This window comes from Amycolatopsis sp. WQ 127309, assembly GCF_023023025.1.
GTDB lineage: Bacteria > Actinomycetota > Actinomycetes > Mycobacteriales > Pseudonocardiaceae > Amycolatopsis.
The window spans coordinates 5726714-5746662 of sequence record NZ_CP095481.1; the positions used below are offsets into that span (position 1 = coordinate 5726714).

The 19949-nt window shown below is 72.4% G+C and carries 19 protein-coding genes; 10 read left to right on the forward strand and 9 right to left on the reverse strand.

Annotation, left to right across the window (positions count from 1 at the left end):
- Window positions 1–44: 44 nt before the first annotated feature.
- Entirely contained in the window at window positions 45–908 is an 864-nt protein-coding gene (locus MUY22_RS27050; RefSeq protein ID WP_371827688.1) for a Crp/Fnr family transcriptional regulator, read from the reverse strand.
- Entirely contained in the window at window positions 809–1633 is an 825-nt protein-coding gene (locus tag MUY22_RS27055) for a GH25 family lysozyme (protein ID WP_247049150.1), read from the reverse strand. Before MUY22_RS27055 ends, MUY22_RS27050 begins: the two co-directional genes overlap by 100 nt.
- Before the next feature lie 212 nt (window positions 1634–1845).
- Between MUY22_RS27055 and ggt the strand changes: the two genes are divergently transcribed.
- Window positions 1846–3645, forward strand: coding sequence for a gamma-glutamyltransferase (gene ggt / locus MUY22_RS27060; RefSeq protein ID WP_247049151.1), 1800 nt, complete (start codon window positions 1846–1848; stop codon window positions 3643–3645).
- A 25-nt stretch (window positions 3646–3670) separates the two neighbouring features.
- On the opposite strand, the gene MUY22_RS27065 is transcribed toward ggt, so the two are convergent.
- Window positions 3671–4630 (reverse strand): GNAT family N-acetyltransferase, encoded by a 960-nt coding sequence (locus MUY22_RS27065; protein ID WP_247049152.1) that lies wholly within the window; start codon window positions 4628–4630, stop codon window positions 3671–3673.
- Between the two features lie 140 nt (window positions 4631–4770).
- On the opposite strand from MUY22_RS27065, the gene fmt reads away from it, so the two are divergent.
- Genes fmt through MUY22_RS27080 form a run of 3 tightly spaced genes read left to right on the forward strand, consistent with a single transcriptional unit; the run spans window position 4771 to window position 7612 of the window.
- Window positions 4771–5697 (forward strand): methionyl-tRNA formyltransferase, encoded by a 927-nt coding sequence (gene fmt, locus MUY22_RS27070; RefSeq protein ID WP_247049153.1) that lies wholly within the window; start codon window positions 4771–4773, stop codon window positions 5695–5697.
- On the forward strand, window positions 5694–7118 hold the full coding sequence (locus tag MUY22_RS27075) for an RsmB/NOP family class I SAM-dependent RNA methyltransferase (protein WP_247049154.1): 1425 nt from the start codon (window positions 5694–5696) through the stop codon (window positions 7116–7118). Before fmt ends, MUY22_RS27075 begins: the two co-directional genes overlap by 4 nt.
- On the forward strand, window positions 7115–7612 hold the full coding sequence (locus tag MUY22_RS27080; RefSeq protein ID WP_247049155.1) for a flavoprotein: 498 nt from the start codon (window positions 7115–7117) through the stop codon (window positions 7610–7612). Before MUY22_RS27075 ends, MUY22_RS27080 begins: the two co-directional genes overlap by 4 nt.
- A gap of 93 nt (window positions 7613–7705) precedes the next feature.
- On the opposite strand, the gene MUY22_RS27085 is transcribed toward MUY22_RS27080, so the two are convergent.
- The 4 genes from MUY22_RS27085 to MUY22_RS27100 all read right to left on the reverse strand — a co-directional run bounded on the left by MUY22_RS27085 (window position 7706) and on the right by MUY22_RS27100 (window position 12340).
- Window positions 7706–8830 carry a serine hydrolase gene (locus MUY22_RS27085; RefSeq protein ID WP_247049156.1) on the reverse strand — a complete coding sequence of 375 codons (1125 nt, stop codon included), beginning with the start codon at window positions 8828–8830 and terminating at the stop codon, window positions 7706–7708.
- 106 nt (window positions 8831–8936) lie between these two features.
- Entirely contained in the window at window positions 8937–10328 is a 1392-nt protein-coding gene (gene phoA, locus MUY22_RS27090) for an alkaline phosphatase (RefSeq protein ID WP_247049157.1), read from the reverse strand.
- Window positions 10329–10484: 156 nt separating this feature from the next.
- Entirely contained in the window at window positions 10485–11144 is a 660-nt protein-coding gene (locus tag MUY22_RS27095) for a response regulator transcription factor (RefSeq protein WP_247049158.1), read from the reverse strand.
- A complete protein-coding gene (locus tag MUY22_RS27100) occupies window positions 11141–12340 on the reverse strand; it encodes a sensor histidine kinase (protein WP_247049159.1) in 1200 nt (399 codons plus the stop codon). The genes MUY22_RS27095 and MUY22_RS27100 overlap by 4 nt, the downstream gene beginning before the upstream one ends.
- Before the next feature lie 121 nt (window positions 12341–12461).
- Here MUY22_RS27100 and rpe point away from each other — a divergent pair, with 121 nt between their 5' ends.
- From rpe to MUY22_RS27125, 5 genes are all read left to right on the forward strand, one after another.
- A complete protein-coding gene (gene rpe / locus MUY22_RS27105; RefSeq protein WP_247064151.1) occupies window positions 12462–13133 on the forward strand; it encodes a ribulose-phosphate 3-epimerase in 672 nt (223 codons plus the stop codon).
- An 87-nt stretch (window positions 13134–13220) separates the two neighbouring features.
- Window positions 13221–13862, forward strand: coding sequence for a riboflavin synthase (locus MUY22_RS27110; RefSeq protein WP_247049160.1), 642 nt, complete (start codon window positions 13221–13223; stop codon window positions 13860–13862).
- Window positions 13855–15189 carry a bifunctional 3,4-dihydroxy-2-butanone-4-phosphate synthase/GTP cyclohydrolase II gene (locus MUY22_RS27115; protein ID WP_247049161.1) on the forward strand — a complete coding sequence of 445 codons (1335 nt, stop codon included), beginning with the start codon at window positions 13855–13857 and terminating at the stop codon, window positions 15187–15189. The genes MUY22_RS27110 and MUY22_RS27115 overlap by 8 nt, the downstream gene beginning before the upstream one ends.
- Window positions 15186–15692, forward strand: coding sequence for a 6,7-dimethyl-8-ribityllumazine synthase (gene ribH, locus MUY22_RS27120; RefSeq protein WP_247049162.1), 507 nt, complete (start codon window positions 15186–15188; stop codon window positions 15690–15692). Before MUY22_RS27115 ends, ribH begins: the two co-directional genes overlap by 4 nt.
- 59 nt (window positions 15693–15751) lie before the next feature.
- Window positions 15752–16147, forward strand: coding sequence for a PH domain-containing protein (locus MUY22_RS27125; RefSeq protein WP_247064153.1), 396 nt, complete (start codon window positions 15752–15754; stop codon window positions 16145–16147).
- Between the two features lie 57 nt (window positions 16148–16204).
- On the opposite strand, the gene MUY22_RS27130 is transcribed toward MUY22_RS27125, so the two are convergent.
- Entirely contained in the window at window positions 16205–16984 is a 780-nt protein-coding gene (locus MUY22_RS27130; RefSeq protein WP_247049163.1) for an exodeoxyribonuclease III, read from the reverse strand.
- Between the two features lie 72 nt (window positions 16985–17056).
- Window positions 17057–17788 carry a trypsin-like serine protease gene (locus MUY22_RS27135; RefSeq protein WP_247049164.1) on the reverse strand — a complete coding sequence of 244 codons (732 nt, stop codon included), beginning with the start codon at window positions 17786–17788 and terminating at the stop codon, window positions 17057–17059.
- A 166-nt stretch (window positions 17789–17954) separates the two neighbouring features.
- Between MUY22_RS27135 and uvrC the strand changes: the two genes are divergently transcribed.
- Window positions 17955–19928 (forward strand): excinuclease ABC subunit UvrC, encoded by a 1974-nt coding sequence (uvrC, locus tag MUY22_RS27140; RefSeq protein WP_247049165.1) that lies wholly within the window; start codon window positions 17955–17957, stop codon window positions 19926–19928.
- Window positions 19929–19949 lie beyond the last annotated feature (21 nt).

The following is a 19949-nucleotide window of genomic DNA, read 5'->3' on the forward strand; positions in this document are numbered from 1 at the left end:
GAGGCGGGGTTGTCCGGCGCCGGACAGTCTGAAAGTGGCGCGCGTCACACTCCTGCGGAAGTCTTCAGCGTTTCGAGATTCGATACCTCGAGTCGTCGCCCAGGCCGTAGCGCGCCGAGTTTGCGGAGGTGCTGGAGGTGAAGCGCGACGGTGCTGCGGGCGAGCCCCAAGGCTTCGGCGATGTCCTGCTGGGAGAACGGCACCTGATCCGGGTTCGTAGCGGCTCGGTCGGCGAGAGCCACGACTTCGAGCAGCAGCCGCGCGATCTTCCGTTCGGGACTGAAGTGCACGAGTTCGACTTGGTACGGGACCGTCTGGGAAAGCTTCGTCACCAGATAGTCGGTCAGGACCGAGTGTCCGTCGTGTTCGCTGAGGAAGGCGTTGAATCGATCGCCGGAGAGCACGCGGACCGTGCACGTATCGATCGTTTCGACGGTGGCCGTCCGCGCTGACAGTCGCCGCGCGGCGACTTCGCCGATGAGATCGCCGGCACCGCGCAAGGTGATCAGCAGCTGCCCGCCGTCACGTTCTCCGCCGAGCACCTTCACCCGGCCGGAGATGAGCGCGAGGACGGTTGACCCGGGTTCCCCTTGCCGGAAGACGCGACTCCCGGGTGGGTATACGCGGTTGGCGCCGGACTCCAGCAATGAGCTCCACCGGCTCTCTCCGAGGAGTGCGCGAAATCCACGTGTCACGAAAGGTGATATACCGCTCACGTGCCGTATGCACAATGGGATCCAGGTGTTTGTCCCGGAGAAGGCTCCGAACGGGAGCACGCCCGGCGCGTGGCGTGCTCCCGACCCGGGTGTCAGCCGGTGGCCAGGACCTTCAAGCGCGAGATGTCCGCGCTGAACTGGTCCTGGTCGAGCGGCGTGGAGCTGTACTGCCAGAACGTATAGAAGCCCCACTTGTACGGCAGCGTCCCCACCGACGACGCATACCGGGCCACCCACAGCGGGTTCGTCGAGCTGAAGTCGCCCGTGTTGCCGGTGCACTGGCTCCACCAGCTCGTCGCCGTGTAGATGACCGGCCAGCGGGTGGTCTTCTTGTGGTACTCGTCGCTGAAGGCCTTGATCCACGCGACCATCTGCGCCGCGGTCTTTCCATAACACGCGTTGTTCGGGCCCCACTCGATGTCGAGTGTGCCCGGCAGCGTCCTGCCGTCCTTCGACCAGCCGCCGCCGTGGGCGACGAAGTAGTCGGCCTGGGCCGCGCCGCCCGCCAAGTCCGGGCGGCCGTAGTGGTAGGCGCCGTGGATCATGCCGACGTTGTAGGAACCGGTGTACTGCTGGCTGAAGTACGCGTTGACGTAGCCGGTGCCCTCGGTCGCCTTGACGTAGGCGAACTTCTTGCCCGCGCTCCAGTACGACGCCCAGTTGACGTTGCCCTGGTACGAGCTGACGTCGATGCCGGGGACGCTCGCGTCCACCGACGCCGGGGCCAAGCCGGCCGGGGCGACGCCGACGCCGTCGTGGGCGCGGATCGCGGCGCCCATCTCGTGGTTGCCGGTGGCGTCCTGGTCCGGGAGGCCCGGCGCCGCGTTCGCGCCGGTGGCGGTCACGACCAGCAGGGAGGTCGAGACCGCGAGTGCGGCGCCGAACAGGCGTCGCCACCCCCGTCGTTGTGCTGTCATCGTGCGTTCCTTTCGGGTTGCCCTCGCTGTGCGCGGCTGTGCAGGGCCGCGCGGCATGAGTCTGTTACATCTTCGTAGGCGATGTCACTGCTCCATGTGATTCAATTTCCCGCTGCGGCCGAGCCCGTGAATCGGCAACGGACCGGACGAAAGGGATTCCGGGGTCCCTTTGGCGCTTGAAGCGGCCTGGCGCAGGGGGCAGACTCGCCCGCATGCCCGCGCTCCGGAGTCGCCGAACCCTCGTCATCGCCGCCACGGCCGCGCTCCTCACGACCGTCGCGACCGGACCCGCCACCGCCGCCACGCCCACCCCGAAGACACCGGTCGCCACCGGCTTCGGCGGCGCCGTGGCCAGCATCGACGCCGACGCCACCGCGATCGGCACCCAGGTCCTGCGCGACGGCGGGAACGCCGTCGACGCGGCCGTCGCCGTCGCCGCCGCGCTCGGGGTCACCGACCCGTTCTCCGCCGGGGTCGGCGGGGGCGGGTTCTTCGTCTACTACGACGCCAGGACCGGCCGCGTCCACACCTTGGACGGCCGCGAGACCGCGCCGAAGTCCGCCGACGCGAACCTCTTCGTCGAGAACGGCCAGCCGCTGCCGTTCAACGACGCCGTCACGAGCGGGCTGAGCGTCGGCGTCCCCGGCACGCCCGCGACGTGGTCCGAGGCCCTCCGCAAGTGGGGGACGCGGTCGCTGGCGAAGACCCTGAAGCCCGCGGAGAACCTGGCGCGCAAGGGATTCGTCGTCGACCCGACGTTCCAGACGCAGATCGCGAACAACGCCGCGCGGTTCGCCGCGTTCCCGTCGACGCGCTCGCTGTACCTGCCGGACGGCGCGCCGCCCGCGCCCGGCACCGTCTTCCGGAACCCGGACCTCGCCGCGACGTACGCGCAGCTGGAGCGCGGCGGCGTCGACGCGCTGTACCGGGGCCCGATCGGCGCGGACATCGCGAAGACCGTGCAGAATCCGCCGAAGGATCCCGCCTCGACGCTGAACGTGCGGCCCGGCAAGCTGACCGCCCGGGACATCGCCGACTACCGGGCGATCGAGCGCACGCCGACCCACGCCGAGTACCGCGGGCTGGACGTCTACGGCATGCCGGCGCCGTCGTCGGGCGGGCTGACCGTCGGCGAGGCGCTCAACATCCTCGAGAACTACGACCTCAAGCACGCGAGCAAGGCCGACTACCTGCAGTACTTCCTGGAGTCGACGCGGTTCGCCTTCGCCGACCGCAACCGCTGGATCGGCGACCCGGCCGTGATCGACGTCCCGGCCAAGCAGCTGCTGAGCCAGCGCTTCGCCGACTCGCGGGCCTGCCTGATCTCGAAGGACAAGGCCGCGACCAGCCCGGTCGCCCCGGCCGACCCGAAGCACCCGACCCCGTGTCAGGCGGGGACCACCGGCGCCCCGACACCGTACGAGGGCGAGAACACCACCCACCTCACGGTCGCCGACAAGTGGGGCAACGTCGTCGCCTACACGCTGACGATCGAGCAGGAGGGCGGCAGCGGGATCGTCGTGCCGGGCCGCGGGTTCCTGCTCAACAACGAGCTGACCGACTTCTCGTTCACCCCGGTGACGCCGGGGGTGCCCGACCCGAACCTGCCCGGCCCCGGCAAGCGGCCGCGCTCGTCGATGGCGCCGACGATCGTGCTCAAGGACGGCCGCCCGTTCTTCGCGACGGGTTCGCCGGGCGGGGCGTCGATCATCACGACGGTGCTGCAGGTGCTGACCGGCCGGATCGACCGCGGCCTCTCGCTGGAGGACGCCATCGCGGCGCCGCGCGCGTCGCAGCGGAACTCGGCGCAGGCCCAGGTCGAGCAGGAGTTCCTGAACCTGCCCGAGACGGCGGCGCTCAGGGCCCGCGGCCAGGGCTTCTCGACGGCACCCGCGGAGATCGGCGCGGCCACCGGAGTCGAGAGGCTGCGCGACGGCCGCTGGCTGGCGGCGGCGGAACCGGTCCGCCGCGGCATCGGCTCGGCCCAGGTGGTGTGGCCCACGCACTGGTGACGGTACGTCCGCTGGGCACTCCGGTTCAGGCTTCGAGCGCCCAGCGGACGTAGCGCGTCTTCGGCTCGAACCCGGCCTTCGCGAAGACGCCCGACGCCCCGGACGGGCTCGCCGAGTCGACGACGAGGCTCGCTTGGTCGTACCCCTGCTCGGCCGCCGCGCGCAACGCGTGCGCGAGCAGTGCCGTCGCGACGCCCCGGCGCCGGCGCTCGGGCCGCGTCCCGACGACCATGAAGTGCGCGTCGCGGAGGCCGGTCGCCTCGGTGTCGGCGTCCCAGGACAGGGTCACCAGCAGGCCGGCCGGTGCCCCGTCCGGGTCCCGGAAAAGGAAGCTGGCGTCCGGCCGGAACGTCTGGTTGGTGATCTTGTTCCGCCACATGTCCGCGGGCATCGGCACCGCGCCCCAGTGGTCCGCGAACGCCGCGTTGCGGGTCCGCCGGAAGTCCTCGTCGGTCGCCGCCGACCACGGCCCGATCCGTGGCTCGTCCACCGGCGCCAGGTCGTCGAGCCGGTGTTCCATGCGCCGGAAGTACCGGACCGGCGTGAAGCTCCGTGACCGCATCAGCTCGGCCAGGCCGGCGATGTGCCCGGGCCGGTGGACGTCGACCATGAGCTTCGCGCCCGGGTGGTGCAGCTCGTGGAGCACCTTCGCCGCCGCCACCCCGGCCTCCACGAGCGTGGTGCCGATTCCACGGCGGCGGCAGGCCGGGTGGACTCCGCCGTCCAGGAATACCCGGTGGACCTCGTCGGCGGTCGGCTTGAAGCGGATCTTGACGTAGCCGATCATCGTGTCGCCGTCGAAGGCCGCGAGGCTGCCGCGCTCCAGATCCGCGTAGGGGTCGGCCAGCTCGGTGCGGGTGTCGTCGGCGGTGTAGTGCTCGCCGATCCGGTCTGCGGTTTCCATGGCGTTGAGGAGGTCGGCCGACGCCCGCGCGTCCTCGCGGGTCAGCGGGCGCCACGTCGGTGCGGAAGATCGTCCGGGCATGCGGGTGACGCTAGCCGGGCCTGTCCGGGCTGTCGCCGGGGTTTCCGGCGGGCGCGGGCGCGCCACGATCACCGGGGCCTTCTAGACTCAGGCCCGATGTTCCAGCCACTTGAATCCCTGCTCCCGCCGGTGGTGGGCCGATGAAGCTCGTCTTCGCCGGCACCCCCGAACCGGCGGTCCCCGCCCTGCGCGCTCTGCTCGACTCCGGCCGGCACGAGGTCGTCGCCGTCGTGACCCGGCCCGATGCCCAGGCCGGGCGCGGCCGTCACGTCGTCCGCTCGCCTGTCGGCGCCCTCGCCGACGAGCACGGCATCGAGGTGCTGACGCCCGCCCGCGCCGGTGACCCGGCCTTCCTCGCGCGCCTCGCCGAGCTCGCGCCGGACGCCTGCCCGGTCGTCGCCTACGGGGCGTTGCTGCCGCAGTCCGCGCTCGACATCCCGTCGCTCGGCTGGGTGAACCTGCACTTCTCGCTGCTGCCCGCCTGGCGCGGGGCCGCGCCGGTGCAGGCCGCGATCCGCGCCGGCGACGAGATCACCGGCGCCTCGACCTTCCGGATCGTCAAGGAGCTGGACGCGGGCCCGGTCTTCGGCGTGGTCACCGAGACCATCGCCGCGACCGACACCGCGGGCGAACTGCTCGGCCGGCTGTCGGAGTCCGGGGCCAAGCTGCTCCTGTCCACCATGGACGGTCTCGCCGACGGCACCCTGCGCGCGCAGGAGCAGCCCGCCGAGGGGCTCAGCTACGCGCCGAAGGTGACGGTCGACGACGCCCGCGTGTCGTTCGCCGACCCGGCCGCGGCGGTCGACCGGCAGATCCGGTCGGTCACCCCGGAGCCGGGCGCGTGGGCGGAGTTCCGCGGGGAACGGCTGAAGCTCGGCCCGGTCACGGTGGTCGACGAACCCGGCCCGCCGCCGGGCGAGATCGTGCTGGAACGCAAGCGGGTGCTGGTCGGGACGGCGACGAAGCCGTTGCGGCTCGGCGAAGTGCAGGCACCCGGCAAGAAACGGATGGCGGCCACCGACTGGGCTCGCGGAACACGGATCGAGCAGGGAGAACGCCTCCGATGAACGACAACAGGGAACGCCGGCCGTCACGGCCGCAGCGGAGCCACCCGGCCCCGCGCAAGGAAAGCCCGCGCCGCCCGCCGGAGGTGGACGCCGCCCGCCAGGCCGCGTTCGACGTCCTGCGCGCCGTGCGCGAGAAGGACGCCTACGCCAACCTCGTCCTGCCGGACCTGCTGCGCGAGCGGCGGATCAGCGGCCGGGACGCCGCGCTGGCCACCGAGCTGGCGTACGGCACGTCGCGGGCGCAGGGCCTGCTCGACGCCGTCATCGAGGCCAACGCCGAGCGGCCGCTGGCCAAGACCGACCCCACGGTGCTGGACGCGCTGCGCCTCGGCGTCTACCAGCTGCTGCGCACGCGCATCCCGGAGCACGCCGCGGTGACGTCCACTGTGGACCTCGTGCGCGCCGAAGCCGGTTCGTGGGCCACGGGGTTCGCGAACGCCATCATGCGCAAGGTGTCCGAAAAGGACGAAGCCGCCTGGCTCGACGAGCTGGCGCCGGACGACTCGACCGACCCGATCGGCGCGTACGCGCTGCGCACCGCGCACCCGCGCTGGATCGCCCGCTCGTTCGCCGAAGCGCTGGGGGACAAGGGTGCCGGCCTCAAGGCCGCGCTCGAAGCCGACGACGCGCGGCCCGAAGTGCACCTGGTCGCCCGCCCCGGCGAGATCACCGCCGACGAGCTGGCCGCGATCACCGGCGGCGACCCGGCGCCGTACTCGCCCTACGGCGTGCGCCTGCCCGCGGGCGCCGGCGACCCGGCCGACGCCGAGCCGATCCGCGAACGGCTCGCCGCGGTGCAGGACGAGGGCAGCCAGCTCTGCGCGATCGCCGCGACGAAGGTGCCGGTCGAGGGCTCGGACGAGCGCTGGCTCGACCTCTGCGCCGGTCCCGGCGGCAAGGCGGTCATGCTCGGCTCCCTCGCGGCGTTGAGCGGCGCGACCGTGGACGCCGTCGAGAAAGCGCCGCACCGCGCGAAGCTGGTCGAGAAGGCCACGATCGGCCTGCCGGTGAAGGTGCACGTCGCCGACGGCCGCGAAAGCGGCTTGGAACCGGGCTACGACCGGATCCTCGTCGACGCGCCCTGCAGCGGCCTCGGCGCGCTGCGACGGCGGCCGGAGGCGCGCTGGCGGCGTCAGCCCTCCGACGTCGCGGACCTGACGAAGCTGCAGGGCGAGCTGATCACCGCGGCCTACGCCCTGCTGCGGCCCGGCGGCGCGCTCACCTACGTCGTCTGCTCGCCGCACCTGGCCGAGACCGAGGGCGTGGTGGGCGAGACGGCACGGCGGCTGAAGGCCGAAGTGCTGGACTCGCGGGAGTTCTTCCCCGGCGTGCCCGAGCTCGGTGACGGACCGTACGTGCAGCTGTGGCCGCACCGCCACGGCACCGACGCGATGTTCTGCGCCGTGCTGCGCAAACCGTGACCGATCTCGGGCTGGTCGCCGGCTCGTGCGGCGGGCTGGACGTCCGGTTCGCCGCCGAGCTGGCCCGGCCCGCCGCCGCCCGCGGCTGGCGGACGGCGATCACCCTGACGCCGACGGCGATGCGCTGGCTCGAGTCGACCGGCGCCCTGGCGGAGGTCGAGTCGGCGACCGACCTGCCGGTGCGCAGCGCATCCCGGCTGCCGGGGGAGCCCCGGCCGCACCCGGACCCGTCGGTGTTCCTGTTCGCGCCCGCGTCGGCCAATTCGGTGGCGAAGCTGGCGCTCGGGATCGCGGACAACCAGGCGCTGACCGTGCTCGGTGACGTCCTCGGCGCGCCCGGGATCACGATCGTCGTGGCCTACCAGATCCAGGACACCCGGGTGCACCACCCGGCGTGGCGGCGCCACCTCGGCACCCTCGCGGAGGCCGGGGTGACGCTGCACCGCCTGGACGCCGGGCGGCCGTGGACCGAGGCGCTGGACCTGCTGCCCTGAGCCGGTCACTGCCCTGAACAAGCCGTTTCGCCGAACAGCGCATGGGGCGCCGCCCCCGATTTCCACGCTACCGGGTGGCACCGACAGTTCCGGCTACCTGCGGGCCAGCGCGACCTCGAACGCCGTCTGGGTGTTCTGCTGCACGCCGTCTGGCGCGGGGAGCTCGTTGACCGACACGGCGGCGGCCCGGCCGCCGTCGAGGGCGCCGGCCAAGGTGGCGAAGCCGAAGATGCCTCCGTCGTGGCCCCAGTACGGCGTGCCGTCCGGCAGTGTGCGGCGGATCAGGCCGAGGCCGTAGTCGGCACCGGGTTCGGTCGGTGCCGGGACGGTGCGCCGCATCTGCGCGAGCTGCGCGGCGGGCAGCAGCCGGCCGGCCAGCAACGCGCTGAAGAACGTGTCCAGGTCCCGGCCGGACGACACGAGCCCGCCCGCGGCACCGGCGATCGACGGGTCGAAGTCGGTGAAGTCGGCCGGGGGCCCGCCGAGCGACAGGTAGCCGCGCGGGTGCGGCGCCGGCAGGTGTTCGTCGCCGCGGCCGGGCAGTGCCGTGTCGCGCAGGCCGAGCGGCCGGGCGATCCGGCGGTCGATCTCCGTGGCGAGACTGCGGCCGGTGACCTTCTCGACGAGCATCCCGGCGACGATGTAATCGGTGTTCGAATAGGACCAGCCACGGCCGGGCGCGAACAGCGGCGGGTGCCGCAGCGCGATCGCGACCAGTTCGCCGGGCTCGGCACCGCGGTGGCGCAGGGACTCGGGGTCCGCCGTCAGCACGTCGTCGGTGTAGTTGTAGAGCCCGCTGGTGTGCTGCAACAGGTTCCGCACGGTGATCTGCCGGCCGTCGTTCCCGTTGCCGGCGACGAGGCCGGGCAGGTAGCGCTCGATCGGCGCGTCGAGCTGCACTTTCCCGTCGGCGACGAGCTGCAGCACCACGGTCGCGACGAACGTCTTGGTGACGCTGCCGACGCGGAACTTCGCGTCGTGCGGGTACGGCTTCCCCGTGGTCAGGTCGCCGGTCCCGCTGCGCGTCTCGGTGACGCGGCCGTGGTCGGTGACGACGGCTTCGGCGCCGGGCGCGCCGCCCTGGGCGGTGACGCGGTCGAGCGCCCGCTGCAGCGGATTCGTGGTGACGGCGAGCGCCGGTGCCGCGGTGGTCGCCGCGAGGAGCGCGACGAGCGTGCCGCACGCGACGATCTGCTTGCCGCGCAAGGATTTCCGCATGAAATGACTCCCTGTGTCTCGGTCTCCCCAACCTAGGGAGCACCGGCGTCAGGGGCATTGGGGCAGGCCGCCCGATGGATCCGGGGGCCTGCCCCACCATGAAGCGTCAGCGCAGGCGCAGGGCCCGCTTCAGCGTGCCGAACAGGTCGGTCTGGTTGGTCAGGCCGACGATGTTGGCCGCCTGCGGGCCGAGGCCCGCGATGCGCACCTGGGTGCCGGTGTGCGACTGCGAGCCGCCTGTCTCCGCGGTGCCGTAGGCCAGGGTCATGTTCGCGCCCTCGTTGGTGACGAGCGTCGCGGTCAGGCCCGGGGTGGCCGTCGGCTCGACGATCTGGCTGCTGTGGCCGTGGTCGGCGGTCACCAGCACCAGGGTGTCGGGGTGGCTGCGGGCGTACGCCGTGCCCGCCGCGATCGCCGCGTCGAAGTCGACCGTCTCGCCGATCTGGCCGCACGGGTCGGCCGCGTGGTCCTGCTTGTCGATGCTCGCGCCCTCGACCTGCAGGAAGAAACCCTTGTCGCTGCGACGGTCCTCGAGCAGCTCGATCGCCTTGCGGGTCTGCTCGGCCAGCTTCGGCTGGGCCTTCGGCAGGGCCGCGTTCGGGGTGCAGCGGGCCGGCGCGGTGCCGCCGTGCACCGCCGCCGGGCCGGTCCAGTTCACCGGCAGGTTGTTCTTGGCGAACAGGCCGAGGACCGGCTTGCCCTTCTTCGCCGCCGCCAGGTCGGCCGCGGTGCTGACGACGTTGTAGCCGGCCGCCTTGGCCTGCTCCAGCACCGTCTTGCCCTTGAACTTGCCGGCCGTCACCTTCTGGTCGAAGTACGCCGCGCCGCCGCCCAGCAGGACGTCGGGGCGGGTCTGCACCAGCTGCTCGGAGATCGAGCCGAGGCCGCCGTTCTCCTTGGCGTTCTTGGCGCACTTGGCGGTCGTCTCGACCGGGCCCTTGCAGTCGCGGCTGACGACGTGCGAGCCGAGCACGGCCGGGGTGGCGTCCTGGACCTCGGCGGTCGTGACGTCGCCCGTGCGCAGGCCGTTGCGCTTGGCGATCTCGAGGATCGTCGGCACGTCGTTGCCGTAGGCGTCGACCGAGATCGCGCCGTTGTAGGACTTGGTGCCGGTGGCCCAGCCGGTGCCGGACGCGGCCGAGTCGGTCACGTAGTTCGGCTTGCCGGGGTTGTTCTGCTCGACGGCGTAGGTCGTGTAGTCGCCGGTCAGGGGCAGCTCGTCCATCGCGAGCCGGCCCGCGGCGCCGCGCTCGTAGTTGCGGGCGGCGGTGATCTCCGACTGGCCCATGCCGTCACCGATGAACAGGATGACGTTGCGGGCGCTGCCGCCCTGGATCGCGGAGCGGACGTCATTGGTGCGGTCACCGGTGCCGGCCGAGCGCGCGTCGGCGGGGCCGGAGCCGGTGGCGGCCAGGGCGACCGGGGCGGCGGCGACCAGTGCGGCGCCGAGCGCGCCCGCGACCAGCCAGCGGCGGCGGCCGGTGAGCAGCGAAGCCATGTTTCTCCTCTTCGGGGACTTCGGGAAGTAAAGGTCCGGATTCCGGACACGGGTCATTAGTCCGGTTGCACGTGTGCCGTGCACGGACGCGAGGTGAGCGGCAGGTGGCGGCTGGCCGAACACCTGGCTTCCCGCGGGTGACCGGGAGCACGTCGGTTATTGACCGGCGAGGTGTCCCGGCCGGACGACGCCCGCTTCGTAGGCGATGACCACGGCCTGGCTGCGGTTGCCCGCGCCGAGCTTCCCGAAGATGTTGCCCACGTGCGTCTTCACGGTCTCGAGGCTGATCACGAGCGCGGCGGCGATGTCCTGGTTGGACAGTCCGGTGGCGATCAGCCGCAGCACCTCGGCTTCGCGCCGGGTCAGCTTCTTCGCCGCCCGCGCGTGCGCCCCGCCGGGCGTCCGCGCGCTCACCAGCCGCCGGATCGCCTCCGGGAACAGCAGCGACTCCCCGGCGGCGACGGTCCGCACGGCGTGCGCGATCTCCTCCTTGCGCGCCCGCTTCAGCAGGAACCCGCTGGCCCCGGCCAGCAGCGCCTCGTGCACGTAGTCGTCGTTGTCGAACGTCGTGACGACGAGGACTTTCGGCGGCTCGGCCAGCGCGCCGAGGAGCTGCCGGGTGGCCTCGATGCCGTCGGTGCCGGGCATCCGGACGTCCATCAGCACGACGTCGGGCGTGGTCCGGCGCACGGCGGGCAGCACCTCGGCACCGTCGGCCGCCTCGCCGACGACCGTCAGGCCCTGCTGCTCCAGCAGGGCCCGCAGACCGGCGCGGACCAGGGGTTCGTCGTCGGCCAGCAGGACGGTCGGGCTCACGTGCCCGCCCGCAGCGGGATGGTCGCGCTCAGCCGCCACCGCTCGCCGTCCGGTCCGGCGGCCAGCTCGCCGCGCAGGGCCTCGACGCGCTCCGCGAGCCCCTCCAGCCCGTGCCGTCCCGAGCGTGCGCGTTCCCCGTCCAGGGGGTTGACGACCGCGATCTCCAGGCGGTCCGGCCCGGCTTCGACACGGACGTCCACCCGGCCCGGCCCGGCGTGCCGCAGCGCGTTGGTCAGGCCCTCCTGGACGATCCGGTAGCCCTCGCGCGACACCGTGGCGGGCAGCGCGGCGACCGGGCCGCGGACGGTCAGCCGGACGTCGAGCCCGGCGTCGCGGGCGCGGACGGCGAGGACGTCCACCTCGGTCAACGTGCGTGTCGGCTCCTTCGCGGCCGGCTCGTCGCGCAACAGGCCGAGGACGTGGTCGAGGTCTTCGAGGGCGCTGCGCGAGGCTTCTTCGATCGTGCCGAGGGCGCGCCGGACCTGGGCCGGATCCGCCTCGACCAGGTCGGCGGCCGCCGCCGCGTGCAGCGTCGACGTCGTCAGCGTGTGCCCGATCGAGTCGTGCAGCTCGCGGGCCAGCCGGTTGCGCTGGGCGAGCATGGCGGCGCGGCGTTCGGCGAGCGCCGCGCGCTCGGCCGCGGACGGCCCCAGCAGCGCGGCCGCGCCGACGCGGAGGCCGAGGGTGGTGGCCGCCGTCAGCACCAGCGCCGCGACGACCGCCACCAGCCCGAACGGGAGCGTCCACGCCCCGAGCGGGACGTCGGACCAGAACAGCGAGATCCGGTCCTGGCCACCCGCCAGCCACACCGCGGGCACGAGCACCCCGAGCCCCAGGAAGGCCAGCACGGTGAACAGGATGCCGCCGGCCGCGGTGTGCAGCGCGAGCCACAGGCCCGAGCGCAGCCGCGCCCCGGCACCCGGGTGCCGCTCGGGCGTGGGGACGCCGGTGCCGAGCAGCGTGTTCGCCAGGCCGACGCCGAGGCGCCGCACCGGTCCCAGCAGGCCCAGCAGCCCCATCAGCACGGCCAGGGCGAGCAGGGCGATGAGCGCGCGGAGCCGGGAGTCGACGTCGACCGACACCGCCACGGCGAGGGCGAAGGGGGCCACCGGCACCGCGATGGCGGCGCCCGCGGCGGCGTGGAGCAGGCTGCGGTAGCTGCCGATCCGCGTCAGGGACAGGAGGAATCCGGACATGCGGCGAGCGTAGGGCGGCCGGTGGCGGGGTGACCTCCCTCTCGGGAGCCAGATTCTGGTCACAACCGGTTAGCGACCGTTAGCGCGAGCCTCCTACACTCGGGATGTGGCAGACCGACCCCTGATCGCCCCCAGCATCCTCTCCGCGGACTTCGCCCGGCTCGGCGAGGAGATCGCCGCCGTGGCCGGCCCCGGCGACCACCGCGCCGACTGGGTGCACGTCGACGTCATGGACGCGCACTTCGTGCCCAACCTGACCCTGGGCCTGCCCGTGGTCAAGGCGCTGCTCAAGAGCACGGACGTGCCGATCGACTGCCACCTGATGATCGACGACCCGGACCGCTGGGCGATCGGGTACGCCGAGGCCGGCGCCTACAACGTCACGGTGCACGCCGAGGCCGCGAAGGACCCGGTCGCGCTGGCGAAGAACCTGCGCGCCGCGGGCGCGAAGGCCGGCCTGTCGATCAAGCCGGGCACCGCGCTCGAGCCGTGGCTAGACGCGCTCAAGCACTACGACACGCTGCTGGTGATGTCGGTCGAGCCGGGCTTCGGCGGGCAGTCGTTCATCGCGGACGTCCTGGAGAAGGTCCGCACCGCGCGGCGGCTGGTCGACACCGGGCACCTGAAGCTGGTCGTCGAGATCGACGGCGGGATCAACGCCGAGACCATCGAGCAGGCCGCCGAAGCGGGCGTCGACTGCTTCGTCGCCGGGTCCGCCGTCTACGGCGCCGGCGACCCCGGGAAGGCCGTCGCCGCCCTGCGCGAGCAGGCCGCGCGCTTCCGAGCGGGCTGAATCCCCGCCCGAGGCGCGGGCGGAGAAGCCCTTCGAGCGCCTCGGGTGTTGGATGGAGAGGGACCCGGCTACGAGGAGGCAGCGGACGTGTTCACCGGCATAGTCGAGGAGATCGGCGAGGTCGTCGCGGTCGAGCAGGTGACGAACGCGGCGCGCCTGCGGGTGCGCGGGCCGCTGGTGACGAGCGACGCCGGGCACGGCGACTCGATCGCGGTCAGCGGCGTCTGCCTGACGGTGGTCGACGTCGCCGGCGGCGAGTTCACCGTGGACGTCGTCGATGAGACGCTCCAGCGCTCCAGCCTGGCGAAGGTCGCGGTCGGCGACCGCGTCAACCTGGAGCGCGCCACCCCGGCCGGCGGCCGGCTCGGCGGGCACATCATGCAGGGCCACGTCGACGGGACGGGCGTGTTCCTCTCGCGCGACGAGAACGGCGTCACGACGTTCGCGCTGCCGGAGCACCTGGCGCGCTACGTGGTCGAGAAGGGCTCGATCGCGGTGGACGGCATTTCGCTGACCGTCGCCGCGATCACCGGCGACCGGTTCGCGGTGGCGCTGATCCCGACCACCCTGGAGGTGACCACGCTCGGCGGCCGCGAGGCCGGCGACCTGGTCAACCTGGAGGTCGACGTGGTCGCGAAGTACGTCGAAAAGCTGGCCGAGGCACACATCCGCGACCAGGTGCAGAATCGGGACGGCGGCGGCACAGAGGAGCGGAGCGGTCATGAGTGAGCCTGAGTCGAGTGCGGCAGAGCCCGAAGCGGGCTGGACCCCGTGCGGCACCGGGGCGGTGTTCGACGCCGACGCCATCGAGCGGGCGATCGCGGACATCGCGGCGGGCCGTGCGGTCGTCGTGGTCGACGACGAAGACCGCGAGAACGAGGGCGACCTCATCTTCGCGGCGGAAAAGGCGACCCCGGAGCTGCTGGCCTTCATGGTCCGCTACACCTCCGGCTACGTCTGCGTCGCGCTGACCGAGGCCGAGGCGGACCGGCTGGACCTGCCGCCGATGTACCACACGAACCAGGACGCGCGCGGCACCGCGTACAGCGTCACGGTCGACGCCGCCGACGGCATCAGCACCGGCATCTCCGCCGCCGACCGCGCGCACACCATCCGGCTGCTCGCCGACCCGGCGTCGTCCGCGAAGGACTTCCGCCGTCCCGGCCACGTCGTCCCGCTGCGCGCGAAGGAGGGCGGCGTGCTCCGCCGTCCCGGGCACACCGAGGCGTCGGTCGACCTGGCCCGGATGGCCGGGCTGAACGCGGCCGGGGTGCTCTGCGAGATCGTGTCGCAGAAGGACGAGGGCGACATGGCCCGCCGCGACGAGCTGGAGGTCTTCGCGGCCGACCACGGCCTGGCGATCATCACCATCGCCGACCTGATCGCCTACCGCCGTCGCACCGAGAAGCAGGTCGAGCGGGTCGCCGAGGCGCGCATCCCGCTGTCCGCGGGCACGTTCCGCGCGGTCGGCTACGACTCGCTGCTCGACGGCATCGAGCACGTCGCGTTCGTCTACGGCGAGATCGGCGACGGCCAGGACATCCTCGTGCGCGTCCACTCCGAGTGCCTGACCGGCGACGTCTTCGGCTCGCTGCGCTGCGACTGCGGCCCGCAGCTGGACGCGGCGCTGGCCGCCGTCGCCGCCGAAGGGCGCGGCGTGGTGCTCTACATCCGCGGCCACGAGGGCCGCGGCATCGGCCTGCTGCACAAGCTGCAGGCCTACCAGCTGCAGGACGACGGCGCCGACACCGTCGACGCCAACCTCGCGCTGGGCGTGCCCGCCGACGCCCGCGACTACGGCACCGGCGCGCAGATCCTCTGCGACCTCGGCGTCCGCACCATGCGGCTGCTGTCGAACAACCCGGCCAAGCGGATCGGCCTCGAAGGCTACGGCCTGCGCGTCACCGGGCGGGTGCCGCTGCCGATCTCGCCGAACCCGGAGAACCTGCGCTACCTGCGGACCAAGCGCGACCGGATGGGGCACGACCTGGCCCAGCTGGAGCACTACGACCAGGTCGGCGCCGGCACCGAGCACCCCGAGGGAGGCACGCTGTGAGCGGTGAAGGCCGACCGGAGGTCAAGCTGGACCTCTCCGACTGCAAGTCGCTGAAGCTGGGCATCGTCACCACCAAGTGGAACGCGCCCATCGCCGATCTGCTGCTGGAGCGGGCCCTGGCCGCGGCCCGCGAGGCCGAACTCGAAGAAGAGCCGACGGTCGTGCGCGTCGCGGGCGCGATCGAGCTGCCCGTGGTGGCGCAGGCCCTGGCCCGCAACCACGACGCCGTCGTCGCGCTCGGCGTCGTCATCCGCGGTGGCACCCCGCACTTCGAGTACGTGTGCGACGCGGTGACGGCGGGCCTGACCCGGGTGGCCCTCGACGAGAGCACCCCGGTCGGCAACGGCGTCCTGACCTGCGACACCGAGGAGCAGGCCCTGGACCGCTCGGGCCGCCCCGGCTCGAAGGAGGACAAGGGCTACGAGGCCGCGGTCGCGGCGCTCGACACGGCGCACGCGCTGCGGAGCCTGCGCCAGCCGTGGACCGAGCGGGGTTTCGTGTGAGCGTGGCTACTTCATCTTCGTCGGCGACCCTGGTCATCCGGCCGCGCCGCGCGCTGATCATGTGCAGCGTGCTCGCGGTGGCGCTGCTGGCGGTGTTCATCGTGGTGGCGATCCTGCTGCGCAACGGCAACACCGGAGTGCACTTCCAGCGTTCGGACCAGGCGGCGATGGTGGGCATCGGCATCCTGCTCGCGGCGGGCGTGATGCTGTTCGCGATCGCCCGCGTCCGGGCCGACGCCGAGGGCATCGAAGTCCGCAACGTCCTGATGACGCGACGTTTCGCGTGGACCGAGGTGCTGTCGGTGAGCTTCCCGGACGGCGCGTCGTGGGCGCGCTTGGAGCTGCCGGAGGACGAGTACCACGCGGTGATGGCGGTCCAGTCGGTGGACCGCACCCGAGCGGTGGAAGCGGTCCGGGCACTGCGAAAACTGCACCGCACAGCCACCGGCGGCTGACCACCGGTCCCAAGCACCGGCCCCCAACGCCACATTGGGGCGCAAGGGCGGCGTGGGTCAGAGGGTCAGGTCCACCACGATGGGTGCGTGGTCCGACGGGAGCTTGCCCTTGCGGGCGTCGCGGTCCACGTAGGAGTCCGTGACCGCGCTCGTGAACGCTTCGTTCCCGTACACCAGGTCGATGCGCATGCCCTTGTTGTTGGGGAAGTTGCCCCCGCGGTAGTCCCAGTACGTGAACGGGTGGTCGTACTTCAGCGGCCTCGGGAAGACGTCCGTCAGGCCCAGCTTCCGCAGCCGCGCCAGGGCCTCGCGCTCCGGGGGCGTCACGTGTGTCGACTCCGCGAAGAGCGTGATGTCCCAGACGTCGGCGTCCGTCGGGGCGACGTTGAAGTCGCCCAGCACCGCGAACGACCCTTCGGACGACAGCTCCGACGCCGCCAGCGACCGCAGGGACTCCAGCCACTCCAGCTTGTACGCGTAGTGCGGGTTGTCCGGCTCGCGCCCGTTGGGCACGTACACCGACCACACCCGCACGCCGCCACACGTCGCGCCGATCGCTCGGGCCTCGGCGGCGCCGTCGTACTCCGGCTCGTCCGGCAGCCCGCGCACCACGTCCGACAGGCCCACGCGCGAGACGATCCCGACGCCGTTCCACTGGCCCAGCCCGTACGCGGCCACCTCGTACCCGAGTGCCTCGACCTCGGCCGCCGGGAACTTCTCCGTCGTGTTCTTCAGCTCCTGCAGGCACAGCACGTCCGGTGCGGTCTTCTCCAGGAAGTCCAGGACGCGCGGCAGCCGCGGGAGGATGGAGTTCACGTTCCAGGTGGCGATCCGCATGCCGCGAGCATCCCACACAGCACCGACAAGAAAGGGGCGGCACGAGCGGCCGCCCCTTTCGAGTAAAGAACCTCAGACGCCGGCCGTCGTCCGGATCCAGGACCGGCTCGACGCCACGCTCGCGTAGTTGTTCGTGCCGCGCGTGTTGGTCCCGCTCTGGTTCTGCACCGTCGAGGCGACGCCGACCTGGACGCCGTTCGAGACCTCGGGGCCGCCCGAGTCGCCCTTCCAGGCCGAGCCGTTGATGCCGACGCTCTGGATCGCGCGGCCGCCGTAGGCGTCCGACGACCGGCCGGTCACCTGGACGTTCGCCACCTTCAGCGCCGACGCCGGCGGGCCGGTCGGCGTGGTGCGGCCCCAGCCGTAGAGCTGGTTGGTGCTGCCGGTCGACGGGTCGGCGCTGCCCAGCGAGATCGGGCCGGCGCTGGTCGCCGAGGCCAGGTGCAGCAGCGCGATGTCGCCGTTCGGGGACTCGTACTTGCCGTCGACGGCGATCTGCGTGCCGGAGAAGAGCGTGTTGGTGCCAACCTTGACGTGCATGCCCGAGCCGTCCTCGTCGAGGCAGTGCACCGCGGTCATCACCCAGCGCGACGCGATGACCGTGCCGGAGCAGTTGAAGCCCTGGAAGTCGCGCCCGGGCGTGTTGACGTACACCTGGGCGCCCCAGGAGACCGTCGGGGCGGTGCCGCCGCCGACGATGTTCGGCTGGACGCCGGCCGAAGCGGCGGCGCCACCGGCGAGCGTCAAGGCGACGGCGGCCATCGAGAGCGCTGAAGCGGCACCAAGGACACGGAGAAAGCTCACGGCGGTGATCCTTTCGGATGGGACCCGAACCTGCTGGGTCGGAAAGTAACCACCGCGTCACGCCGGGGTACACCGACGAAGGTCGGAAGGCGGCGATCACCCTACTTCCGGCGGGCGAACCGGGGGCGTGCGAGAACTGTCGGTGGCGAGCCATAGTCTTGGGGGCGTGGCTGACCCGACCACCTACCGTCCCTCGCCGGGGAGCATCCCGGATGCCCCCGGCGTGTACAAGTTCCGCGACGCGACCAGGCGGGTCATCTACGTCGGCAAGGCGAAAAGCCTGCGCAGCAGACTGAACTCCTACTTCGCCGACCTCTCGGGCCTGCACCCGCGCACCCGGCAGATGGTGACCACGGCCGCGAGCGTCGAGTGGACCGTCGTCACCACCGAGGTCGAGGCGCTCCAGCTCGAGTACAACTGGATCAAGGAGTTCGACCCGCGGTTCAACGTCCGCTACCGCGACGACAAGAGCTACCCGGTCCTGGCGGTCACGCTCAACGAGGAGTTCCCGCGCCTGTTCGTCTACCGCGGCGCGCGCAAGAAGGGTGTCCGGTACTTCGGGCCGTACTCGCACGCGTGGGCCATCCGCGAGACGCTCGACCTGCTGCTGCGGGTGTTCCCGGCGCGCACCTGCTCGGCCGGGGTGTTCCGGCGCCACGGCCAGATCGGCCGCCCCTGCCTGCTCGGCTACATCGAGAAGTGCTCGGCGCCGTGCGTCGGGCGGGTCTCGGCCGATGAGCACCGCGACATCGTCGAAGACTTCTGCGACTTCCTCGCCGGCAAGACCGACGGCATGATCAAGCGCCTCGAAGCCGAGATGGCGGCCGCGTCCGGGGAGCTCGAGTTCGAGCGCGCGGCCCGGCTGCGCGACGACCTCGGCGCGCTGCGCCGCGCCATGGAGAAGCAGGCCGTGGTGTTCGGCGACGGCACGGACGCCGACGTCGTGGCGTTCGCCCACGACGACCTCGAGGCCGCCGTCCAGGTCTTCCACGTGCGCGGCGGCCGGGTCCGCGGCCAGCGTGGCTGGGTCATCGACAAGGCCGAGGAGATGGACGTCCCGGCGCTGGTCGACCACTTCATCACGCAGTTCTACGGCGAGCAGGCCGAGCTCGAGGCCGGCGACAACGTCGACGCCGGGCCGGCGGTCCCGCGCGAGGTCCTGGTCCCGGAGCTGCCCGCGGACGCGGACGCGCTGGCGGAGTGGCTCACCGGGCTGCGCGGCTCGCGGGTGCAGGTGCGGGTGCCGCAGCGCGGCGACAAGAAGGCCCTCGCCGAGACGGTGCAGCGCAACGCGGGGGAGGCGTTCACCCAGCACAAGCTGCGGCGCGCGGGCGACCTCACGGCGCGGTCGGCGGCGCTCACCGAGCTGCAGGACTTCCTGGCCCTCGACACCGCGCCGCTGCGCATCGAGTGCATCGACATCAGCCACATCCAGGGCAGTGACGTCGTGGCGTCGCTCGTCGTCTTCGAAGACGGGCTGGCGCGCAAGTCCGAGTACCGGCGCTTCGCGTTGCGCGAGGCGGCCGAAGAGGGCGACGTCGCGTCGATCGCCGAGGTCGTCCGGCGGCGGTTCAACCGCTACCTCAAGGAAACGGCCGAGGGCGCCGACGTCCCGATCGACTCGTCGAAGCCGGGCCTCGACCCGGAGACCGGCCGGCCGCGCAAGTTCGCCTACCCGCCGAACCTGCTGGTCGTCGACGGCGCGGGTCCGCAGGCCACGGCGGCCGCGGACGTCCTGGCCGAACTGGGCATCACCGACATTTCCGTGGTGGGGCTGGCGAAGCGGCTCGAAGAGGTGTGGCTGCCCGCCGACCCCGATCCGGTGATCCTGCCCCGGACGTCGGAGGGGCTGTTCCTGCTGCAGCGGCTGCGTGACGAGGCGCATCGCTTCGCCATCACCTACCACCGCGAGAAGCGCTCCAAGCGGCTGCAGGCGTCCGAATTGGACAGTGTGCCCGGGCTGGGGCAGGCTCGCCGCACCGCGCTGATCAAGCACTTCGGCTCGGTCAAGAAGCTCAAGCAGGCCCGGATCGAAGAGATCGAGGCGGTGCCCGGCTTCGGCAGGCGCACCGCGGAGGCCGTGGTCGCCGCGCTGGCCGGGGAGTCCGGCGTGGGCCAGGGCACGAAGACAGGGGAGTAGGAAAGACAGTGAGTGCGCAAG